Source organism: Mogibacterium pumilum (assembly GCF_002243385.1).
In the GTDB taxonomy this organism is placed as follows: domain Bacteria; phylum Bacillota; class Clostridia; order Peptostreptococcales; family Anaerovoracaceae; genus Mogibacterium; species Mogibacterium pumilum.
Genome location: NZ_CP016199.1, coordinates 951,705 through 971,636, shown reverse-complemented (window position 1 = coordinate 971,636; position 19,932 = coordinate 951,705). Strand labels below are relative to the sequence as shown.

Annotated in this window: 18 protein-coding genes; 3 read left to right on the top strand and 15 right to left on the bottom strand. The window is 42.1% G+C overall.

The window, feature by feature from the left end; all coding sequences use genetic code 11:
* On the top strand, positions 1–291 hold a 291-nt coding region (locus AXF17_RS04655; RefSeq protein ID WP_157682626.1), incomplete at its 5' end, for an IS3 family transposase.
* Positions 292–491: 200 nt separating this feature from the next.
* Here the strand turns inward: AXF17_RS04655 and AXF17_RS04650 are convergent.
* From AXF17_RS04650 to AXF17_RS04640, 3 genes are all read right to left on the bottom strand, one after another.
* Entirely contained in the window at positions 492–1,436 is a 945-nt protein-coding gene (locus AXF17_RS04650; RefSeq protein WP_094234025.1) for a diacylglycerol/lipid kinase family protein, read from the bottom strand.
* Between the two features lie 74 nt (positions 1,437–1,510).
* Complete coding sequence (locus AXF17_RS04645; RefSeq protein WP_094234024.1) at positions 1,511–2,593, bottom strand: YihY/virulence factor BrkB family protein; 1,083 nt, start codon at positions 2,591–2,593, stop codon at positions 1,511–1,513.
* Positions 2,574–3,176, bottom strand: a complete 603-nt coding sequence (locus AXF17_RS04640) for an XTP/dITP diphosphatase (protein ID WP_094234023.1) — start codon at positions 3,174–3,176, stop codon at positions 2,574–2,576. The genes AXF17_RS04645 and AXF17_RS04640 overlap by 20 nt, the downstream gene beginning before the upstream one ends.
* A 224-nt stretch (positions 3,177–3,400) precedes the next feature.
* On the opposite strand from AXF17_RS04640, the gene AXF17_RS04635 reads away from it, so the two are divergent.
* Positions 3,401–4,363, top strand: coding sequence for an AEC family transporter (locus AXF17_RS04635; protein WP_094234022.1), 963 nt, complete (start codon positions 3,401–3,403; stop codon positions 4,361–4,363).
* Here AXF17_RS04635 and scfB read toward each other — a convergent pair.
* The 8 genes from scfB to hydE all read right to left on the bottom strand — a co-directional run bounded on the left by scfB (position 4,355) and on the right by hydE (position 13,733).
* A complete protein-coding gene (scfB, locus tag AXF17_RS04630) occupies positions 4,355–5,746 on the bottom strand; it encodes a thioether cross-link-forming SCIFF peptide maturase (RefSeq protein WP_094234021.1) in 1,392 nt (463 codons plus the stop codon). The two genes, AXF17_RS04635 and scfB, sit on opposite strands and share 9 nt — an antisense overlap.
* A gap of 95 nt (positions 5,747–5,841) precedes the next feature.
* The gene (gene scfA / locus AXF17_RS04625) at positions 5,842–5,991 is read right to left on the bottom strand and encodes a six-cysteine ranthipeptide SCIFF (RefSeq protein ID WP_094234020.1); all 150 of its coding nucleotides are present in this window, start codon (positions 5,989–5,991) and stop codon (positions 5,842–5,844) included.
* A gap of 95 nt (positions 5,992–6,086) precedes the next feature.
* The gene (locus tag AXF17_RS04620) at positions 6,087–7,553 is read right to left on the bottom strand and encodes a universal stress protein (protein WP_094234019.1); all 1,467 of its coding nucleotides are present in this window, start codon (positions 7,551–7,553) and stop codon (positions 6,087–6,089) included.
* Between the two features lie 107 nt (positions 7,554–7,660).
* The gene (locus tag AXF17_RS04615; RefSeq protein ID WP_094234018.1) at positions 7,661–8,755 is read right to left on the bottom strand and encodes a hypothetical protein; all 1,095 of its coding nucleotides are present in this window, start codon (positions 8,753–8,755) and stop codon (positions 7,661–7,663) included.
* Between the two features lie 79 nt (positions 8,756–8,834).
* Positions 8,835–10,265: an acetate--CoA ligase family protein gene (locus tag AXF17_RS04610; RefSeq protein WP_094234017.1), complete on the bottom strand. Its 1,431-nt coding sequence runs from the start codon at positions 10,263–10,265 to the stop codon at positions 8,835–8,837.
* 140 nt (positions 10,266–10,405) lie between these two features.
* Entirely contained in the window at positions 10,406–11,419 is a 1,014-nt protein-coding gene (gene gap, locus AXF17_RS04605; protein WP_094234016.1) for a type I glyceraldehyde-3-phosphate dehydrogenase, read from the bottom strand.
* A gap of 32 nt (positions 11,420–11,451) precedes the next feature.
* Positions 11,452–12,564: an Ldh family oxidoreductase gene (locus AXF17_RS04600; RefSeq protein WP_094234015.1), complete on the bottom strand. Its 1,113-nt coding sequence runs from the start codon at positions 12,562–12,564 to the stop codon at positions 11,452–11,454.
* A 110-nt stretch (positions 12,565–12,674) separates the two neighbouring features.
* Positions 12,675–13,733, bottom strand: a complete 1,059-nt coding sequence (gene hydE / locus AXF17_RS04595; RefSeq protein ID WP_094234014.1) for a [FeFe] hydrogenase H-cluster radical SAM maturase HydE — start codon at positions 13,731–13,733, stop codon at positions 12,675–12,677.
* 192 nt (positions 13,734–13,925) lie between these two features.
* Here hydE and AXF17_RS04590 point away from each other — a divergent pair, with 192 nt between their 5' ends.
* A complete protein-coding gene (locus tag AXF17_RS04590) occupies positions 13,926–14,360 on the top strand; it encodes a MarR family winged helix-turn-helix transcriptional regulator (RefSeq protein WP_330398457.1) in 435 nt (144 codons plus the stop codon).
* A 137-nt stretch (positions 14,361–14,497) separates the two neighbouring features.
* On the opposite strand, the gene cls is transcribed toward AXF17_RS04590, so the two are convergent.
* The 4 genes from cls to nrdD form a co-directional block, all read right to left on the bottom strand.
* A complete protein-coding gene (gene cls / locus AXF17_RS04585) occupies positions 14,498–16,069 on the bottom strand; it encodes a cardiolipin synthase (RefSeq protein WP_094234013.1) in 1,572 nt (523 codons plus the stop codon).
* A gap of 21 nt (positions 16,070–16,090) precedes the next feature.
* Positions 16,091–16,612 (bottom strand): anaerobic ribonucleoside-triphosphate reductase activating protein, encoded by a 522-nt coding sequence (nrdG, locus tag AXF17_RS04580; RefSeq protein WP_094234012.1) that lies wholly within the window; start codon positions 16,610–16,612, stop codon positions 16,091–16,093.
* Positions 16,613–16,700: 88 nt separating this feature from the next.
* Entirely contained in the window at positions 16,701–17,432 is a 732-nt protein-coding gene (locus tag AXF17_RS04575; RefSeq protein ID WP_157682571.1) for a M48 family metallopeptidase, read from the bottom strand.
* Between the two features lie 27 nt (positions 17,433–17,459).
* Positions 17,460–19,631, bottom strand: a complete 2,172-nt coding sequence (nrdD, locus tag AXF17_RS04570) for an anaerobic ribonucleoside-triphosphate reductase (RefSeq protein WP_094234010.1) — start codon at positions 19,629–19,631, stop codon at positions 17,460–17,462.
* Positions 19,632–19,932: the final 301 nt, after the last annotated feature.

Sequence of the window (19,932 nt, the reverse complement as noted above, 5' to 3'; positions counted from 1 at the left end):
AAAGGATGCCACTATCGCTGGCCGGGTTGGATTGAGAGGATGGAGATAAACGGATATACCAGATCCATGTCACAGAAAGGGTGCTCTCCAGATAATGCTGCTTGCGAAGGTTTATTTGGACGAATAAAAAATGAGTTCTTCTATAACCAGGACTGGAAAAATGTGACCATAGAGGAATTCTCACGTGAGTTAGATAAATACCTTCATTGGTATAATGAAAAAAGAATCAAGAAATCGTTAGGATATTTGAGCCCTGCGGAGTACAAGCGATCTCTTGGATTTGCTGTCTAGGCTATCCAAAAAAACGTCCGCACCCCCGCTCCACTAGATAAATACAAAAGTTATTACAACAATGAAAGAATACAACGAAAAACAAAATAGATGTCACATGTAAGGTGCAGGATAACATCCATGCGTTCCACTTAGTTCATAACATGTGTTCAGGATTCTGGGTACATATCAAAATAAGAAACCTATTCAATAATTGATATCTAAACCAAAATGTTCACTGCATCAACGACCGTCTCAATCTTGATATCGCTCGCCCCTTCCTTGTACTCACCATCGAGAGTCCATGGAACTTCGGGATCCATTTCGAACCTGACAGTCTTTGCGCTATAGAAAGCGATATCTTTTGTATCTAGGTCATTTGCAAGAAGTGACATCGCAATTGAGTTGACGTCAAGCAGATTCTTAGGCGACTTGATTAGCAATATCTCCATTAATCCATCATTCATATCAACTCTAAACGAATCGAGCTTAAGCACTCCACCTACCGATGTCGCATTACATACGGCACCGAACACCAGGTCGTCTTCAATCACTCGTTCGCTTGGCATGCCCTCGTCAGTAATTACTTTTACATGCTGAGCTTTGATGCTGACGATATCCTTAATCCCCTGTAAGACATAAGCGGTATGTCCAAGAATATTTTTGAGATTCTGCGGAACTGAATACGAAGCACTCGTAAAAGCTCCAAAAGAAGCCACATATGAGAAGTGCTGACCGTTGAATGAACCTACGTCAAGCGTTATCGCCTCGCCGTGCGCTATAGCATTTGCAGCTTCGATAGTATTCTTAGATAGTCCGATGCTTGCGCCAAAATCATTTGTGCTGCCAGCAGGTATATATCCTATTTTACACTTTGCACCTACCGAAATAACACCATCTATCATCTCATTGTATGTGCCATCTCCACCTGCACAAGCAATTATGTCATACTCGTTAGCATATTGAATTGCAAAATCCCTGGCATCACCTGACTTAGTTGTCGTCAAAACAGTGGTTAAATATCCAGAATCAGAAAATATTTGGAGTATTTCACTCAAGTGCTTGCTAGCCTGCATAGTGCCTGCACGTGGATTGAGAATGAATAACAGTTTCTTTCTCTTAGTAGTTGCTTCGATATTAGTTTCGATATTCTTCAGCTCTTCCATATATTTACCTCAAGTTATCCTGAGAGCGATGCCAACTAGGCATCATTACTTATCAGATATATTAAGTTTATATGCTACAATTTTCGATGCGCCTTTTTCTGCTTTTCTCTACGAAGCTCCTCTTCGTAACCCTTTACAAATTTGCAGCTCAACTTAACCGCGATAGTCTCGATCTCACTACCATAATTGTCATCACCAGAGACGAAGTATCTCTTAGACTTTTCTTCACCAAGAATGCTAGACTGTTTCTCAATGTATTCAATCATTTTGTCATGGCTCAGTCTGTCTCGCTGCATAACTTCATCCCAAGCCTTGTTGAACATCATCCCTATGCAAAGTATCCATGAAATTATATAGAACCACAGCATAAGTGCGACAATGGATGCAAATGCACCGTATAGTATGTCATAGTTTACAGAATAGCTTATATACTTAGCGTAAATAGTTGTGGCAACCAATATACCGAACGACGAGAATACAGCACCTGGTAGAACCGCTCTAAGCGGAACTCTTACGAGAGGCAAAATGTAGTAATTTAGCGTGATCATAGCAAAATATGAAACCGCCGCAATCGGTAACTTTAATGCAATTAAAACTCTTGCCAGGATTCCCCCATTGAATAATTTGTAAAAAATGTCCTCCCCGTACACGAATACCACGAGAGCAAACGCAATAGCGAAAATTGTTATCGCGGCTGTCGGAACAGCTTTAATCCTTTCTTTGAAGAAATTGAATTTGTATGCACCTTCTGTGAGAGTATAGCTCGTTAGCCTCGACAGCGAGAACTCTAGTGCAGAAGCGGCCCACAACGCAAGAAAAATCATGACTGCATTACCCAGCCTCACAGATGATGCCGAGAATAATCCCATTACGAAGCTGCTTAGCTGCGAGTCCACGTTGTGATTGAGCCAGTTTTTTATAATATCTAATGATATGTCAAAAACTCCTAGCACCTGTGAAAGCACTATGAGAGTGGGTACGCTGGCCATGAAAAAGTAATAGGCAATCTGAGCGGCGAACCCCGCATAATATTGATCATCGAACTGCCTAAATATATGAAAGCCAATCCTAATAAAGTTATCCTTATTAAGTCGAATTTTCTTTTTCTTCAACGCATCATTATTAACTTTTGAAATACTATCTATCTCTTTGCTCACTGATAAGTTCCTCTAGCTTTAGAAGCGACTTAGCTCTGTGGCTAATTCTGTTCTTGAGCTCTGCAGGCAGCTCACCAAAAGTCTTGTCATAGCCTTCTGGAATAAAGAGCGGATCGTATCCAAAGCCGTTCTCACCTTTCATCTCCTCAGCAATAGTACCTTCGCACTCACCACGAGCAACGAGCTTGGTACCATCTGGAAAGATGAGTGTTATAACAGATATAAAGCGAGCCCCTCTTTCTTCAGTAGGTATTCCCTCCATCAGTTGAAGAAGCTTTATATTGTTATCGTGTGGCGTGCAACCTTCGCCAGCAAATCTTGCTGAATATACGCCCGGTTTACCTCCAATGCAGTCAACAGCGATACCACTATCATCTGCAACAACAATTTCATCGCATTGTTTAGCTATAGCCGCAGCTTTAATATACGAATTCTCTTCGAAGGTAGTGCCTGTCTCTTCGATTGCGTCCTTTGGCAGCCCTATCTCATCACGAGAAATTACATCCATACCGAACTTCGAGAAAATCTCTCGCATCTCACGAATCTTCCCCGCGTTCTGCGTTGCCAAAATAACTCTGTCCATTAATATCTCCTCATCAATACCCATTTTTTTGAAATAAACATATCTGAACCTACTCAGAAATGTAATTAATCCCCATAATCTCAAAAATTCATAGTAATTATACCATATGAAATTGCTCATTTTTATATTTTATTTTGCTTTACAAATAAAACACATGAAAATTTGGTGAACGTCCAATTCTCTGTTATCATATAAAAGTTATAAGAGAGAGGACAATAATATTTATGCAAGTAATAGCGTCAAAAGTACTAGTTATTTTTCTGTACATTGCCGTAGGTTTTGTTGCAAACAAACTACGCGTACTAGAGACTGATGCAGTCGATCACCTGATAGCACTCGTTCTGAACATCACAACCCCATGCCTTCTGATTTACTCAATTTGCGGTAAATCTTCTATACGTGCAGATACTTTTTCAAACACAATTATAATAATAGTTCTTTCAATAGTGATGTTCATTGTATTCGGTACAATATCGGTTAAAATTTCTAGATTATTTAGCAATAAAACCAATGACCAACAAAATGTTTTATCTGTAGCTATGGTCACTTGCAATTCAGGTTTTATGGGATTCCCCATCGCTCGCTCCGTATTTGGTCAAGTAGTGCTTTATTATTCAGTAATTCAGAATATCGCCTGTAACCTATATCTTTTTATAGGTTGTATGATTCAGCTGAATCTAGGTGAAAGCAAGGATAGCTCTGGCAAAAGTAAAACTATAAGCAAAGAGACAATTATCAAGCCGTTCAAAAACGTCGTGACAATTGTCTATATATGTTCGTTTTTAGCTCTCTTTTCTGGTATAAAAATTCCAACTCCAGTTATGGATTCCATATCAACTATCGGTGATACGACTATTCCAATATCTATGATTATCATCGGTATCCAGCTTGGAGATTGCAATTTCAGAGCGCTTATCACGGATAAAGATCTTATCTTATCAAGCCTGGTGTGTCTAGTCCTAGAACCAACGCTTGCAGTCATTACAGTTTGGTTTCTGCCACTAAACAACATCTTAAAGCTCACTATAGCTCTATCATTTACCTACCCTAGCGCTGTGCTCGGCGTAGCTCTAGCCGCAGGTGAACACAAAGATACTAAGCTTATGTCAGAAGCCGTAGCTATGTCTACGATGCTATCAATGATAACACTTCCAATATGGATTATGATTATCAGCCACCTATTCTGATACACGCTCGATACCGAGCTCTTCTTCTGCAACCTTTAGCATGAGTGCGCACTCAATTCTCTTCTTATGAAGCTCACAGCCGAAGTCATAGACCTTATTGATGTCTCCGTTGGTGTGAAAATTGTTTGCCGCACAGCCACCAGAGCAGTACAGTTTAGCGAAACAGCTACGACACTTGTCTCTTGTGTAAAGGTTGTTATTGTGTCTAAAACCATCGATTATTTCACGATTCTGAATTCCATCATAGACATTTCCAACCTTATAATCATCGTCTCCAACGAACTGATGACATGGATAAAGATCTCCTGAAGGTGTAACCGCAAGGTATTCCGTTCCTACACCACAGCCACTGACACGCTTATAGATGCACGGTCCACCAGTTAAATCAACTGTGTAGTGATAGAAGTTAAAGCCTTCGCCTCTCTTCTCTCGCTCCAGCATCTCAACAGCTAACTTCTCATACTGGTCCTTTAAAACAGACAAATCTTCATCGTGAAGCGCGTAATCCGAACTTGGATCACTGACAACAGGCTCAATACTCGTCTCCTTAAATCCGAGGTCAGCCATCGCCAGAACGTCTGCCGCAAAATCCTTATTGTGCGCAGTATACGTTCCTCGCATATAGTACTGTTTCTGTCCCCTATCGTCAGCTAGTTTCTTAAATTTCTCAATAATCTTATCGTATGTGCCATTGCCATCCTTGCTAGTGCGCATAAAATCATGAGTTTTACGGCGTCCATCCATACTCAGCACGACGTTGCTACACTCTCTATCCGCAAACTCGATCACCTCGTCATCAATCAGAACGCCATTCGTGGTGAGCGTGAAATTAAAGTGCTTATTGTGTTTCTTCTCAAGTTCTCTGCCGTATGCAACAAGCTCCTTGCATACGTCCCAGTTTAGAAGCGGTTCACCACCAAAGAAGTCAACTTCAAGATTCTTACGGCTTCCCGAATTTTCTACCAGGAAATCGAGTGCTTTTTTGCCAACCTCGAGAGACATTATTCCAGCTTTGCCGCTGTACTCACCTTTACCTGCAAAACAGTATTTGCAGTCCATGTTGCATCCGTGAGCTACGTGAAGACATATTGCCTTAAGCACCGACTGCTTAATTTTGAGTTCGCCAGCGATTTCTTCAAATGGATCATCTGAAAAAAGCAGTTTCTCAGCCTTAAGTTCCTCGATATCTGCAAGTGTTTCATCGATATCACTGTCAGTAACTTCGCTGTATTTAACCTTTATCTCGGAAGCAATTTCATCTCTCCCCATGCTCTTGTCATAGAGGGAAATGATATCATATGCCACCTCATCTACGGAGTGAACAGCGCCGCTATTCACATCCATCACTATGTTATATCCGTTTAGTTTATACTGATGTATCATTTATTTTCGTACCATACCTTATAAATTCATTTTGTTAATCAGGTGGACCTGCCAGAACAATAAAAAAGCGCTGCAATAAGCAGCGCCTTCAGTTACTATTTGTTCTTAGCCTGCTCGCAATGTTGGTTAGCAACACTGCATGAAGTCTTGCTTGCGGACTGGCAAGATGTCTGGCACTCACCGCATCCACCAGAAATAGTTGACTTTGCCATATTTCTTGTTGAAATTGTCTTAATTCTGCTCATTACGTTATCCTCCTAATTACTCGTTATAGAATATCAAATACGTTTAAAACTGTCAATCTTGACGCTATCATTTGCGTTTTATAATCACAGTGTTCTTACTCGCCATGTCCTTCAGCTTCAGCCTTTCGTTCAGTATCCGCATCTAGCTCTAGTCGTGCTTCTGATTTTGATTCCATATCGTCTAGCGCTTTTATAAGCTCAACAGCATCGATAGCACCTGTTGCGCATAGCCTTTCAATAGCAGCAATCGTGTTGATTGGTTGTATTTCGTCCAGCGATTCTAGCGATTTTAGATCTTCGGCTTCATCTGCATCTGCCTCTAGAAGTTCGGCTTCTGCTGGAGCGCCTTCTACTTCCTCGGACTCTTCAGCCACTTCATCGTCTTCTTTCGATTCTGTGACATCCTCAAGTTCAGCAGTTTCATTTTCTTCAGCAGTTTCTTCTGACGCTACTAATGAATCTTCAGATTCAGCAGTTTCCTCAGTAGCAGTTTCTGCTCCAAGACCTTCCGACGATTTAGCTTCATATTCAGCTGTATCTAACTCTTTTCCCACTGCAACTTCGAGAGAAACATCTTCTAGCACTTGAGCTACAGATTCTTCCTCATCTGCATTTTCAGATTCAGCTAATGGTGTTGCAGTCTCTACTGGAGCTACAGCAGCCGCCAGTGATATTGGTGATACTGGCGATACTGAAGCAACTACCTCATTAGCTAGAGAAGCTACCTCTTGGGACTCATATGTCACTTCCTCTTCATTTTGTTCAGGCTGTGTCTCCTGCTCATATGTTCTCTTATCGGCAGTAATCTCGTAGTTGAATACAGCTTCTGTCTTCATGCTACGATTGAGAATTCTGATTCTATCAGCCATCTTGCCATCGCCTGTCGCATTGACTGGAATCTGAATAGATACACCTGCCTCAATCTCATATGCCTCTTGCTGTCCGTTGCTTGGTGGCAGATCCCAATCCTTAGTAACAGGATTAAATGATCTGTGAAGGAACCTAATTCTACCTCTCTTAACGTCAATGTGGTAAATTACATCGCCCTTTACACTTGGAATCAAGCATTCACTCTGCTTGAGACTGAGCTGACCACGAAGAGCAACAGTTCCTTTGGCTCTCTTGTATATAGCACCTCTATAGCTCTCAATCTTTTTACTCTCCGTCTCCTTGATGATCATTACGTCACATTGAGCATGACGGATGATGTATGATGCAGTTAGTCCGATTGTGCTTCCTGCACCTGGCTTTGTGGACTTTGTCATGACAATCATCTCAACGCCAAACTCCTTGGCAGCTTCGATAACTCTAGCTCCCGCACGGCCAACCGCAGATCTTTTGATTACGCTATATTTATCTATTGTCTTGGCAATAGCATTAAGCTTCTTGTCGAGTTCTTCGCGAATCTCGGCTTCCTCACCGAGTGAGAGTGCATATCCGGTATTTTCACGCACCATAACGAGCACAACCTCGAACGCCTTCGGTGAAAACGTAGTTTTGAGCTGTTCTAGCGCTATTAAACTCCTAGGTGAACCATCAACTGGTACAAGGATTCTCTTCATCAAATCACCCTTACTACTTTCTATCAGTCCGTTTATATTGCATTTAAATATACAAAGTTATTATACATTTTAGAGATAGTAAAATCAAACGAACAGGTGTCTAAAAACTATTTCAGCCACTTGTTTTTGGTCATTATCATCTCCAGAATAGCCATATATAGTAGTAGATATTCATCATCAAGGCTGCAGATTAAGCTATTTTCAGTTAATGCATCTTCTTCAAAAGCAATTCTTGCGTTTCCTGCGATTACCGCTTTTCTCACACCATCGATTGTAATAATGTAGTTACAGCTGAGATTTGCCTTACGAACTGCGCGAAATCCTTTTACATAAACACTTCCATCGTTTGTCTCAAGGATATAAGAATCGCTATCACTTTCAGTATCTCTATAGAGAGTTCCATATCCTTCTCCTGACATTGAGAATTTAAAACCATTCTTCTCTGCCTTTGAGGACCCAGTAACCTCTGCAAGCACTTCACCTGATTCTTCTATTGCCTCACCGCCTTCTGGGATTTCGTAAATTTTCACGTTAAGCGGCTCATTTACCGTTCTTACGTATGTATACTCATTGTCGTCAAAGTCTCTATACAGACAGTCTTTGCTATTTGCATAGAAGAACTTGAACATATCAAGAGTCTTAACCTCAAGAGGATCTCCATCTTTAATCTGCTTAATAATTTCTGTCAGATCTTCTACTAGAACCGCACTCATCAGCTTCCAGCTCGCAAAATGCGAGTATGACTTTGGGTTCACAGACATACTCTTGGTGTCCAAAAGTCCTTCGAAATGATCTTCACTATCCGCATCCCTTACGAGATGCTCAAGCTCGGTACTGCTCTTGATTACAATGTTATTTTTCTTATCCTTATAAATCGTTATGAAGTCCTTGAATGGGCTCGGACCTAAATTAATTACGGCTTCGCTAGTGTATGTGTTGTGACCCATCCATGGAAATCTTAGGCATGTATCCATCTTGCTGAGGCACTCATATACATGTTCTATAGTAACATCCTCACATCCCTCTACGATCTTATCGTATATGTTGCGATCATTGTAATGCTTTCCGCCAGTCGTAAGCCATATAGCTACCGCAAGACCTACGAAAATTCCACCTAATATAAATTTGCCAACAGTAAGTCCCATTATTCCCATCGCAAGGCACAGAACCATAAGCAGTCTAAAAAGTTTGTCTCCGTTCATACTCATTCCTTATAAATGTGATGCAGGCAACCCTGCATCATTCACACATAATGCAATATCTTACTCGTTGCTTCAACAACTAAATATTGTTGATTAGCTTTTCTTTTTTGTTCATGATATGACTGTATCTTCTTAGCGCAACCATAGCATTTACAGCCTGTTCAGGTGTAGAGTACGCAGGGATTCCCTTGTCTCTAAGCTTCATGATAGCCGCTCTGCACTCGTTTCCACCCTGGCACTCCATAATGAACGGCTTGCCGAGATTCTTATACTGTCTATGAATGTTAATTACAGTTTCCGTAATAGCTTCAACGTCAGTTACTGCAGTTGGGCAAACGGAAATCATGATTCCGTCAACATGTTCATCTCTATAAGCGATCTTGAGTGCCCCACCGTACATATCTGAAGTTGCTGTTCCGCTGATATCAACTGGATTTAGAGGAGAGCCGAAAGCAGGCATGTAGTTTCTGATATTTTCTCTTAAATCTGAAGAAATGTCTTTGAGCTCCTTTAGTGGCATACCGAGTCTCTCGAAATGATCTGCCGCCAGAAGTCCAGCTCCACCACCATTGGTAATAATAACCACGTTGTCACCTCTTAAAGGAGGACAGCTTCCTAGTGCAAGCGAAGTATCGAGGAACTCCTGCCAAGTCTTCTCACGGAGAACGCCCGACCCTTCAAATAGTTGGTCATACTCCGCATTTGAATGGCCCTTATTCTCGGAAGCAGTATGTGCAAATGCAGCCTTAACACCTATCTCGGATGAACCAACCTTGATTGCAGTGATTGGCTTCTCGCACTCGAGACAAGCTTTCTTAAATGCCTCCGGGCTGTCGAGAGCTTCGATATACACTGCGATGCACTTTGTATTAGGCTCCTTATCTGCGTACTTAATCATCTCGCAGAAGTCGACATCCGCCTTGTTACCAAGTCCTACGAACATGCTGATACCGAAATGGTCAAGCTGTGATGAACCAAGTGCAGCTAACAGATTTGATCCTGACTGCGAGATAAGAGCAACTGGTCCTTTATTTGGAAGATATGGAATGAATCCACAGTTGAAGTCGTGATATGGCGTTCCAATTCCTACAAGATTTGGTCCAATTAACGGTAGCTCATGCGCACGGCAGAACTCTGTAATTTCATTTTGCAGATCACCATTACCTACTTCTTTGAAGCCAGATGATGAAACTACTGCAATCTTAACCTTTTTCTCAACGCAGTCCTTAAGCGCATCGAATACGCCAGTAGCTGGTAGTGATACGAACGCTAGATCAACTTCTCCAGGAACATCTTTGATGTTCTGATAAGCCGGAATTCCTGCAACTTCAGTAGCCTTAACGTTGATCGGATATAGATCTCCTTCGTATCCGCACTTTCTGAGTCCCTGAATTACCTTGAATCCAACTTTAGTCTCATTACGGCTAGCTCCGATTACGGCAATTGAGTTAGGCTTGAATGCGCACTCGAGTCTGTCAACGACATATTGTCTTGCTTCTTTCACTTCCATTTTTTTAATAATCTCCTCATGCTTTGATATCCATTTTACATTTGCGCTGTCTTATCACTCGGGAAAAATCGAGGCACGAAGTCTTGAAATATACTCGGCAATAAATGGCAGCATATAGTTATATTGATTATTTTGGTTCTTTATAGTTTAGCCATATAGCTCAGCGTTCTAATCAACTGACATACATAGCTCATCTCGTTATCGTACCAAGCAACAACTCTTACCTCATAGATATGCGTTCCGCACTTCTGGGCAAGTGTCTGTGTAGCATCAAATAACGATCCGTAGCTCATCCCTATTACGTCTGTCGATACGATATCATCTTCGTTGTAACCAAAAGATTCATCCTGCGCGGCTTTCATCGCTGTATTGATTCCCTCTACTGTTACTGAATCAGTCTCATCCTTGAGCGTAGCATCTAGGATAGTTATGGAGCCAGTCGCAACTGGAACTCGCTGTGCGGATCCGATGAGCTTTCCTGCAAGCTCCGGTATAACATTTCCAATCGCCTGCGCAGCCCCTGTAGAAGTTGGCACTATATTGATAGCCGCAGCTCTAGATCTTCTGAACTTTGAGCCCTTGTCTGGAGCATCGAGAATCTTCTGATTTCCAGTATATGCGTGAATAGTCGTCATGAATCCTGTACGAAGTTCTCTATAATCCGCGAGCGCCTTTGCCATCGGAGCAAGGCAGTTCGTCGTGCAGGAAGCTCCCGAAACAATTCTATCATCAGAAGTCAAGGTCTCATGATTAACTCCATAAACGACAGTCTTAAGGTCATTTCCGGCCGGAGCTGAAATAAGAACTTTCTTGGCACCGGCATCTATGTGAGCCTGCGACTTCTCCTTCGATGCGTAGAAGCCTGTGCACTCAAGCACGACGTCGATATCAAGCTCCCCCCAAGGCAGCTTGCGAGCATCTGACTCCTTGTAAATAGTAATTCTCTTACCATCCACTGTAATCGACTCATCGTCATTATCTACGATATGCCCGAGATATGAACCCTGTACACTATCGTATTTGAGCAGGTAAGCTAACATGTCTGGGGAAGTCAAATCATTGATTGCGACAACCTCGAATTCGTCCATCTCCATAACGCATCTGAACGCCAGCCTGCCTATACGACCAAATCCATTAATAGCTAATTTAATCATATATAGTCCCCCCTTACCTTTTTATTTAATTTCTATTCAAACGGAAATTTGAAGTCCATACCGAGAGAGTCACGAACTTCGATAAACTCACGCTGTACATCCTCTCCCATTGGAACTCCCTTGTCTTTGCGGAATTCTTTTACATCCCACTCCTTCTCACCAGCGGTATAAATTCTGTCCTGACCAGGAGCCTTCTGTGATGCTCTGAGTGCCCTTAAGATATCTCCCGCAGTTTTCTCGCACACCTCTCTTCCGATCATCGCCTCTGGATCGATTACGATGAAGAAATGTCCGAGGTGGTACGGTCTCAGCTCACCATTTTCGCCGACACAAGTGAGGTTCTTGAGGAACATTCCGCCAGACAATGCCGCTGATAATAGCTCAACTGCAGTTGCATAGCTGTATCCCTTGTATCCACCAAGCTCCTCACCGATTCCGCCCAGCGGAGCAAGAGCAGCCTCTCTAGTGTTGAGTGCCTCAAGGATATAAGAAGTATCGGTGAGTGCGGAACCGTCTCTACCGATTACCATACCTGCTGGAGTATCCTTGCCAACACGTTCATAGAACTCTAGCTTTCCTCTCTGCGTGATTGAGGTCGCGCAGTCGATAAGGAACGGATATCCTTCATCGGTAGGAATTCCGATTGTGAGCGGATTTGTTCCAAGCATATTTTCAACACCGAATGTTGGTGCGATTGATGGTCTAGCATTGGTACCAGTGATAGCAATCATACCTTCATCTGTCGCCATTGATGTCCAATATCCAGCGATGCCGTAATGTGATGAATTACGAACAGCTACACAAGCGGTTCCATACTTCTTCGCCTTCTCTATAGCCATATCCATAGCCATCTTACTGGCAACCATGCCCATGCCGTCGTTAGCATCGAGCACTGCTGTTGTCGGAGATTCTCTGATAATATCTACCTCTGTAACAGGGTTTAAGATGCCCTTTCTGATACGATCAACATAAATAGGCTTAAATCTATTTACTCCGTGGCTCTCAATACCTCTTCTGTCACTCTCCAAGAGAACTTCTGCGCAGATTTCAGCATCAGCCTCGGGTAGTCCGAGCTCTGTAAATGCTTTTATCATAAATTCCTGCACAACATCCCAAGCTATATACGGACGAGTTTCTTTATACATTAAGCACCTCCACAATAAATAAAACTTACTGTAATATATCGTGAATCAGCCGTTAATCATGCGATAACGGCCTTAATTCATTCTGAAAAAATCTGCAAGCACAGTTTGCATTACTTTCTATTCCAACCCTTGTAGTCTCCGCGTGTCGTCGAAGTCTTATACCCTATCTCGGCTAGTTTCTCATCTAGTATCTTACGGCCTTCTGCCGCCTTGTCCTTAACACCTACTTTGCCCTCGTAAAGTAGGTATTGGCGCCTAGCATTGTCAGGCGAAAGACTTGGCATTATTACGTTTGCACCCGCAAGAATCCCCTTCTCACGCCCTATCTTATCGATAGTTCCAAGTGCCGTCGTCGCAGGCAAAAGGACTTTTGGAAACATTATCCTAAGTATGCTCAGACAAAAAAGTGTTAGTTCCAATGTCCCATCTGGCTCGTCTCTAAAAGGCGTATCCTTGTGGTGTATAAACGGACCAATCCCTATCATATGAGGATTTAGCTTCTTGAGATATTCGAAGTCACTCGCCATCGTATCATACGTCTGTCCAGGAGATCCGACCATAAAGCCTGCGCCGATTTGAAATCCGATTTCCCTCAAGACCTCAAGACATCGCATGCGATTCTCTAGCGATAGTGGCTCTGGATGAAGACGCCTATAATGTTCCCCATCAGCAGTTTCATGTCTAAGCAGAAACCTATCAGCACCAGCTTCATAAAACCGCTCATAACTTTCGCGCTCTTTCTCTCCAATCGAAAGCGTCAACGCACAATCTGGGTACTCCTCCTTGATAGCGAATATGATTTCACAAATCATGTCGTCCGTGAAGTAAGGATCTTCTCCACCCTGAAGCACGAAGGTTCTAAGTCCTATCTGATATCCGATCTCGCAACACTGCAGGATATCTTCAAGAGTTAATCTATATCTCTCGATATTGTCATTGCTCTTCCTAATGCCGCAGTAATAGCAGTCATTTTTACAAGTATTCGAGTACTCAATAAGACCTCTTAAAAAGATATCATGACCGTAGTTAGTAGTAGCGATTTCCTGCGCGACACTACGTAGATATTCTCGTACTTCGTCATCTCTATTTGCCAGAAGCTCTATATATTCATCGTGTGCTAAAAGCCCTTCATCAACGAGCTTATTCGCTAGTCGCATAACTTCAGTCATCTGCCTAATCCCCCACTAGATATTTTAACACAATGAGCTATTATAACAACAAAAGAAAAATAGTGATTTTTTGAACGTTTGTATAAACAATTGTTGACACATATAATGCATTAAGCTAAAATTAAATTGTATGCAACATGATGTTTTGATAACGAATTGCATGCAGTATCTGCACAACTGGGAGGAAAACTGATGGACAAGTACGATAGCCTAAAGCTAGAAAATCAACTATGCTTTCCGCTGTACGCATGCTCTAAGGAGATAACTCGCAGATATAAGCCATTCTTGAGTAAGCTGGATCTCACATACACTCAGTACATCACTATGATGGTACTATGGGAAACTCGTGAGCTGAGTGTTAAGGAGCTTGGTGACAAGCTATTCCTTGATTCCGGTACGCTTACTCCACTGCTCAAGAAGCTTGAAACTAAGGGTTATCTAACTAGAAATCGTTCGGTAAAGGATGAACGTAATCTAATAATCAAGGTTACAGACAAGGGTATGGCCCTTCGCGAAGAGGCACTCTCTGTACCACAGGAGATTCGTTCTTGTGTAAGCCTTACTGACGATGAAGCTGCAGCACTGTTTAATCTACTTCATAGTTTTATGAACACGATTGAACAGTAAGCTGGTTCAGGCAATTACATTGAACAAACATCAAAACCCATCCACGCGTCGAACGTGTGGCTGTTAAGTAGATGGGCAAAGCCTTTACGGGACAATGCGGCTAGGGTTTACCTAGCCGCATTGTTAATGTTACTGTCTTACATCAGAACAGAGAATAGTCTCAAAATCTGCCTAAATATATTTAGTGATCTCTTACCCTCGATGTATTTGTCAGTAACCTCGACACACTTTGCTAGAGTTTCATCAAAATCCGTCTTAATGTCATGTACAGCTTTACAGTTATACATAATTACTCCATTTTCAAAGTGATGATAGAAACTTCTATAGTCGAGATTGATAGTTCCGCAAGTCGCAATTTCATCATCTGCAACACACTGCTTCGCATGGCAGAATCCTGGTGTATACTCATATATTCTAACGCCATCTCTAACGAGTCTCGAGTAATACAATCTCGTCACTGCATAAGCTAGACGTTTATCTGGTATTCCTGGAGTAATTATTCTGACATCGACACCACGAGAAGCAGATAATGTCAAGGCCTTATTCAGCTCATCTGTAATGATTAGATATGGTGTCATAAACCATACATAATCATCTGCGTTGTTTATAATGCTGAGATAAACATTTTCTCCAACATGTTCGTGATCGAGTGGAGTATCTCCATATGGCTGGATAAAACAGCCTTTCTCTGTATTATCTATTTTAACTTCCGGCATGAATTTTGAATAAATTGCATCCTTGGCGTCACGCGTCTTGGTCGCATTCCAGATTTCGAGAAACATCATGGTCAAATTGTGAACCGCGTTACCTTCTATACGAACACCTGAATCCTTCCAGTCTCCATAAGGCCTCGTGAGCTTGAAATACTCATTTGCTAGATTATATCCACCAGTGAATCCGACCTTGCCATCTACCACTGTAATCTTACGATGATCACGGTTATTGAGGAATACGTTTGCAATTGGTACAACAGGGTTAAAAACTCTGCACTTGATACCGAGAGCATTTAGACGTTTTATAAAGCTGCTATCTATAAAACCTATGCTACCCACATCGTCATATATAATTCGCACCTCAACACCTTCAGCAGCCTTTTCCGCCAAAATCTCCTTGATCCCTGCAAATGCCGCTGAATCTTCTATGGCATGATACTCCATAAATATGAAGTGTTTCGCTTCCCGCATCGCTTCTTTCTGCGCAGCAAGAGCCTCTCGAGCCTCACCAAAAAACTCGATATTAGAATCACTATAAGCTGGAAAGAAAGCCTTTCGGGAGACGTATCTGAATACGTTTGCAACGCCAAGGTCTTTCTCTCCTATCTCTTTTAAAACTGCTTTATCTCCATTTAGAAGCGGGAAGAGTTCTTTATCTACATTTTGGAATCTTACTCTCATTTTTCTAGTAGAACTCGAGAGTCCTACCATAAAGTAAATAGTTATTCCGATAATCGGATTGAGCATGATTAGCACTACCCACGGAAGCTTCACAGATGCACTCGTAGATTTCGTCGAAATAGCAACGACGATAATAAGTGCGACAATTCGGAAGCCTGTGGATAATATAGTGTATTTTTCATTTAACCGACTTATGAGTGTGGCAATAAGGAGCACCTCAGCCGCAATCGCCAGGACAGCTAACATCAGCCTCCCAACGCTGTTTTTGACTTGCTCCTTCTTTTCATATGTCGCGAATGTCTTTGAAACACTCATACGGCTAGCCCCCTATCACGTCTATTCGTCCCAGAGCACAACCTTTCCTTCTTCTCTAGTCTTATTCATATCTATCAGCCTCTGATTCTCTGAACCTCTGAATCTAAGCTGTATATTCTTAAGATTCTGATCAAATCTGCCGTCTATTAGTACATCCAGCATGTTAAGCATCTCCATAGTCACGTCAGTATGACAGTGTGTGCCCTCCTTCATCAGGTCCTCAAGCACAAAGCCAGAGAAAGACCATATGGTTTTATCAGGATAAACTTCCTTAACACGCTTTAGGAACGGAACGAGCACTACCTGGTTTTCAGGCTCAAACGGCTCTCCACCAAGAACTGTAAGCCCCGTTATATAATCAGGCTTAAGCATATCAAGGATCTTATCTTCGGTCTCTCTTGTAAATTCCTGACCGTAGTTGAAATCCCACGTCTGTGGTTGGAAACAGCCAGGACATCTATTTGTGCAGCCTGATACGAACAGGCTGACTCTTATGCCAATTCCATTGGCAATATCACAATCTTTTATCTCTCCGTAATTCACGTTTATACTCTCGTTTCATTTTGTTAATGCAATTATATCGCATATATCATATTAATATAAGCTTTAAATACTATACGTTCCATCGCAATTACCACTTTGTCGGGAGATTGCGAAGACTATGTCTTCTCTCTTTGTAACAAGGCTCAAAACGGCTCACAATACACCAGAATGCCTCTGAATGATTAGCTTCGATGAAATGTGCAAATTCATGTACTATGACGTATCTCAACTCCTCATATGATGCTGTAACAAGCAGGAGGTTGAGCGTTATCTTGCCGAGATCTGGGCGGCACGACCCCCATCTGGATTTCATCTGCCTGATAGTTACATGTGGGAACGGCACACGGTAAGTTCTCCTAAATTCATCGTACACTTCGTGCACAACACTCATAAATATCTCGCTCGCCTGTTTACTATACCATCGCTTCACCACGTCTATACGAGCGGCAGCATTTGTAGCCTCTGGCATTTGGACGAGCAGCAAATCCCCCTCTATAGAAACGCAAACTCTTGGTCTCTGTAGAAGCTTCACATCAAGTGGCCTACCCAAGAAATACGCTTTATCTCCGTCGTCATACCTAGATTTATCAGCCTTATCACCTTTGATACGTGCAAGTGCATTGATAACAAAAGCGCCCTTGCTGATCATGAACTCTTCAATCTCAGCTAAGGGCACTCTACGAGGTGCTGAGACGCATATTGAAGCATCCGGTCTAATCCGCAGGTTGATATTTCTCACATTCTTACGTTCTAAAGTATAGACTAGAGTCTCTCCAGCTATGCTTACAACGTGAGTTTCAGTGCGTATCTCGCTTCTCAAATATCGTCTCCTCATATTATTTTTCTCTTATAGGTGGAGAACTCTGTCCTTGATTTCCTGTGTTCTTCCCTGATTCCAGAACTGTGTTCCGATGTATCCACAAGTTCTTCTTGCTACCGACATCTTGTCCTGATTACGATTTCCACAGTTTGGGCACTCCCATACAAGCTTGCCTTCTGCATCCTCAACGATCTTGATCTCGCCGCTAAATCCGCACTCTTCACAGAAGTCACTCTTTGTGTTGAGCTCAGCATACATGATGTTCTCATAGATGTACTTCATAACGTCAAGAATAGCAGGGATATTGTTCTGCATGTTAGGAACCTCAACATAGCTGATAGCACCGCCTGGAGATAGTTTCTGGAAGTCTGACTCAAACTTCAGCTTCTGGAATGCGTCAATCTCTTCCTCTACGTGAACGTGGTAACTGTTTGTGATATAGTTCTTATCTGTAACGTGAGGGATTACTCCGAATCTTCTCTGGAGCGACTTAGCAAACTTGTAAGTTGTCGACTCCATCGGTGTTCCGTATACAGAGTAGCTGATGTTCTCAGCAGCCTTCCACTCAGCGCACTTGTCGTTGAGTCTCTGCATTACCTTTAGTGCAAACTCTCTTCCTTCATCAGCTGTATGGCTCTTGCCTACCATGCGGTAGCACATCTCGCAAAGTCCAGCGTATCCTAGTGAGATAGTTGAATATCCATTGTAAAGCAGCTTATCGATTGTCTCACCCTTCTTGAGTCTAGCAATCGCACCGTACTGCCAAAGGATAGGTGCAACGTCTGAAGGTGTTCCGAGAAGTCTTTCATGACGAAGTCTTAGTGCACGATGGCAAAGCTCAAGTCTCTCATCGAGAATTTCCCAGAACTTGTCCATGTTTCCATATGATGAGCAGGCTACGTCAACTAGGTTGATTGTTACAACACCCTGGTTGAATCTTCCGTAGAACTTGTAGCTTCCGTCAGCGTTCTTCTGGGACTCTTCTACTGTCAAAAATGATCTGCATCCCATGCAAGTATATACGTTGCCCTTCTTGAGCTCTCTCATAACCTTAGCGGAGATATAATCAGGAACGAGTCTCTTAGATGTGCACTCTGCAGCGATTTCTGTTAGGTTCCAGTAAGGTGAATCTTCTCTGATGTTGCACTCATCAAGAACGTAGATTAGTTTAGGGAATGCCGGTGTAATCCATACACCCTTCTCATTCTTAACACCCTGCATTCTCTGCTTAAGAACTTCTTCGATACAGAGAGCTAGGTCATCTCTAGTTCTTCCTTCTGGTGTCTCCTCTAGGTGCATGAACATAGTTACGAATGGAGCCTGTCCATTACAGGTCATCAGTGTGATGAGCTGGTACTGGATAGTCTGGATACCGCTCTTAATCTCATCTTTAAGTCTATCTTCAACAACCTTGTTAAGTGCTTCTTGAGTTGTCTCGATACCTGCGTCCTTGAACTCCTTCTCAACCTTAGTTTTAATCTTCTGTCTACTTACATCAACAAACGGAGCTAGGTGAGCTAGTGAGAACGACTGTCCGCCGTACTGGTTAGAAGCAACTTGAGCGATAATCTGAGTTGTAATGTTACATGCTGTGTAGAAGCTATGTGGCTTCTCGATAAGAGTCTCGCTGATTACGGTTCCATTCTGTAACATATCCTCTAGGTCGATAAGGTCGCAGTTGTGCTCTTTCTGTGCAAAATAATCCGAATCGTGGAAATGGATGATTCCCGCATCGTGCGCAGCAGAAATCTCCTCTGGAAGAAGGATTCTTCTAGTAAGATCCTTACTTACCTCTCCAGCCATATAGTCTCTCTGCGTGGAGTTGATAATAGGGTTCTTATTAGAGTTCTCCTGTTTAGCTTCCTCGTTGTTAAGCTCGATTAGCGAAAGAATCTTGTCGTCTGTTGTGTTGGACTGACGAACGAGGGATCTTGTATATCTGTATGTGATATATGCCTTTGCAACCTCATATGCACCATGCTGCATGATGTGCTCTTCCACCATATCCTGAATTTCTTCTACTGCAGGTGAGCGACCAAGGTCTTCACAAGATAGAATTACACTGTCAGTGATTCTCTTAATCTGAATTGGTGTAAGTCTAACTGCTTCTTCAACGGAATTATTTGCTTTGATAATTGCATTTTCAATCTTGGCTTTGTCAAAAGCTACTTCTGAACCATTTCTCTTGATAACATTCATTATTTCTCCTTAACCGAATACCCGAACATATTGATTTATGTGAGTTAATTCTCTTAAAATTAATTAATACACTTTTCAGCGCTAAACACTACATCTTGTTTGACGCCCTGTCATTATATCCCATATAATGGGGTTAGTCAATTGGTTTTATACTATACTGTTTTATACAATTTTAAGCCTGTGAGGTAGAAATTTCAAGCTTTCTATGCTAGTATTTACTAAAATACGAAAAATAATTTATGTATATTTTTTGCACTTAATTTGTACATGCGAGCACAAGATATTGTACCACATATGGAGG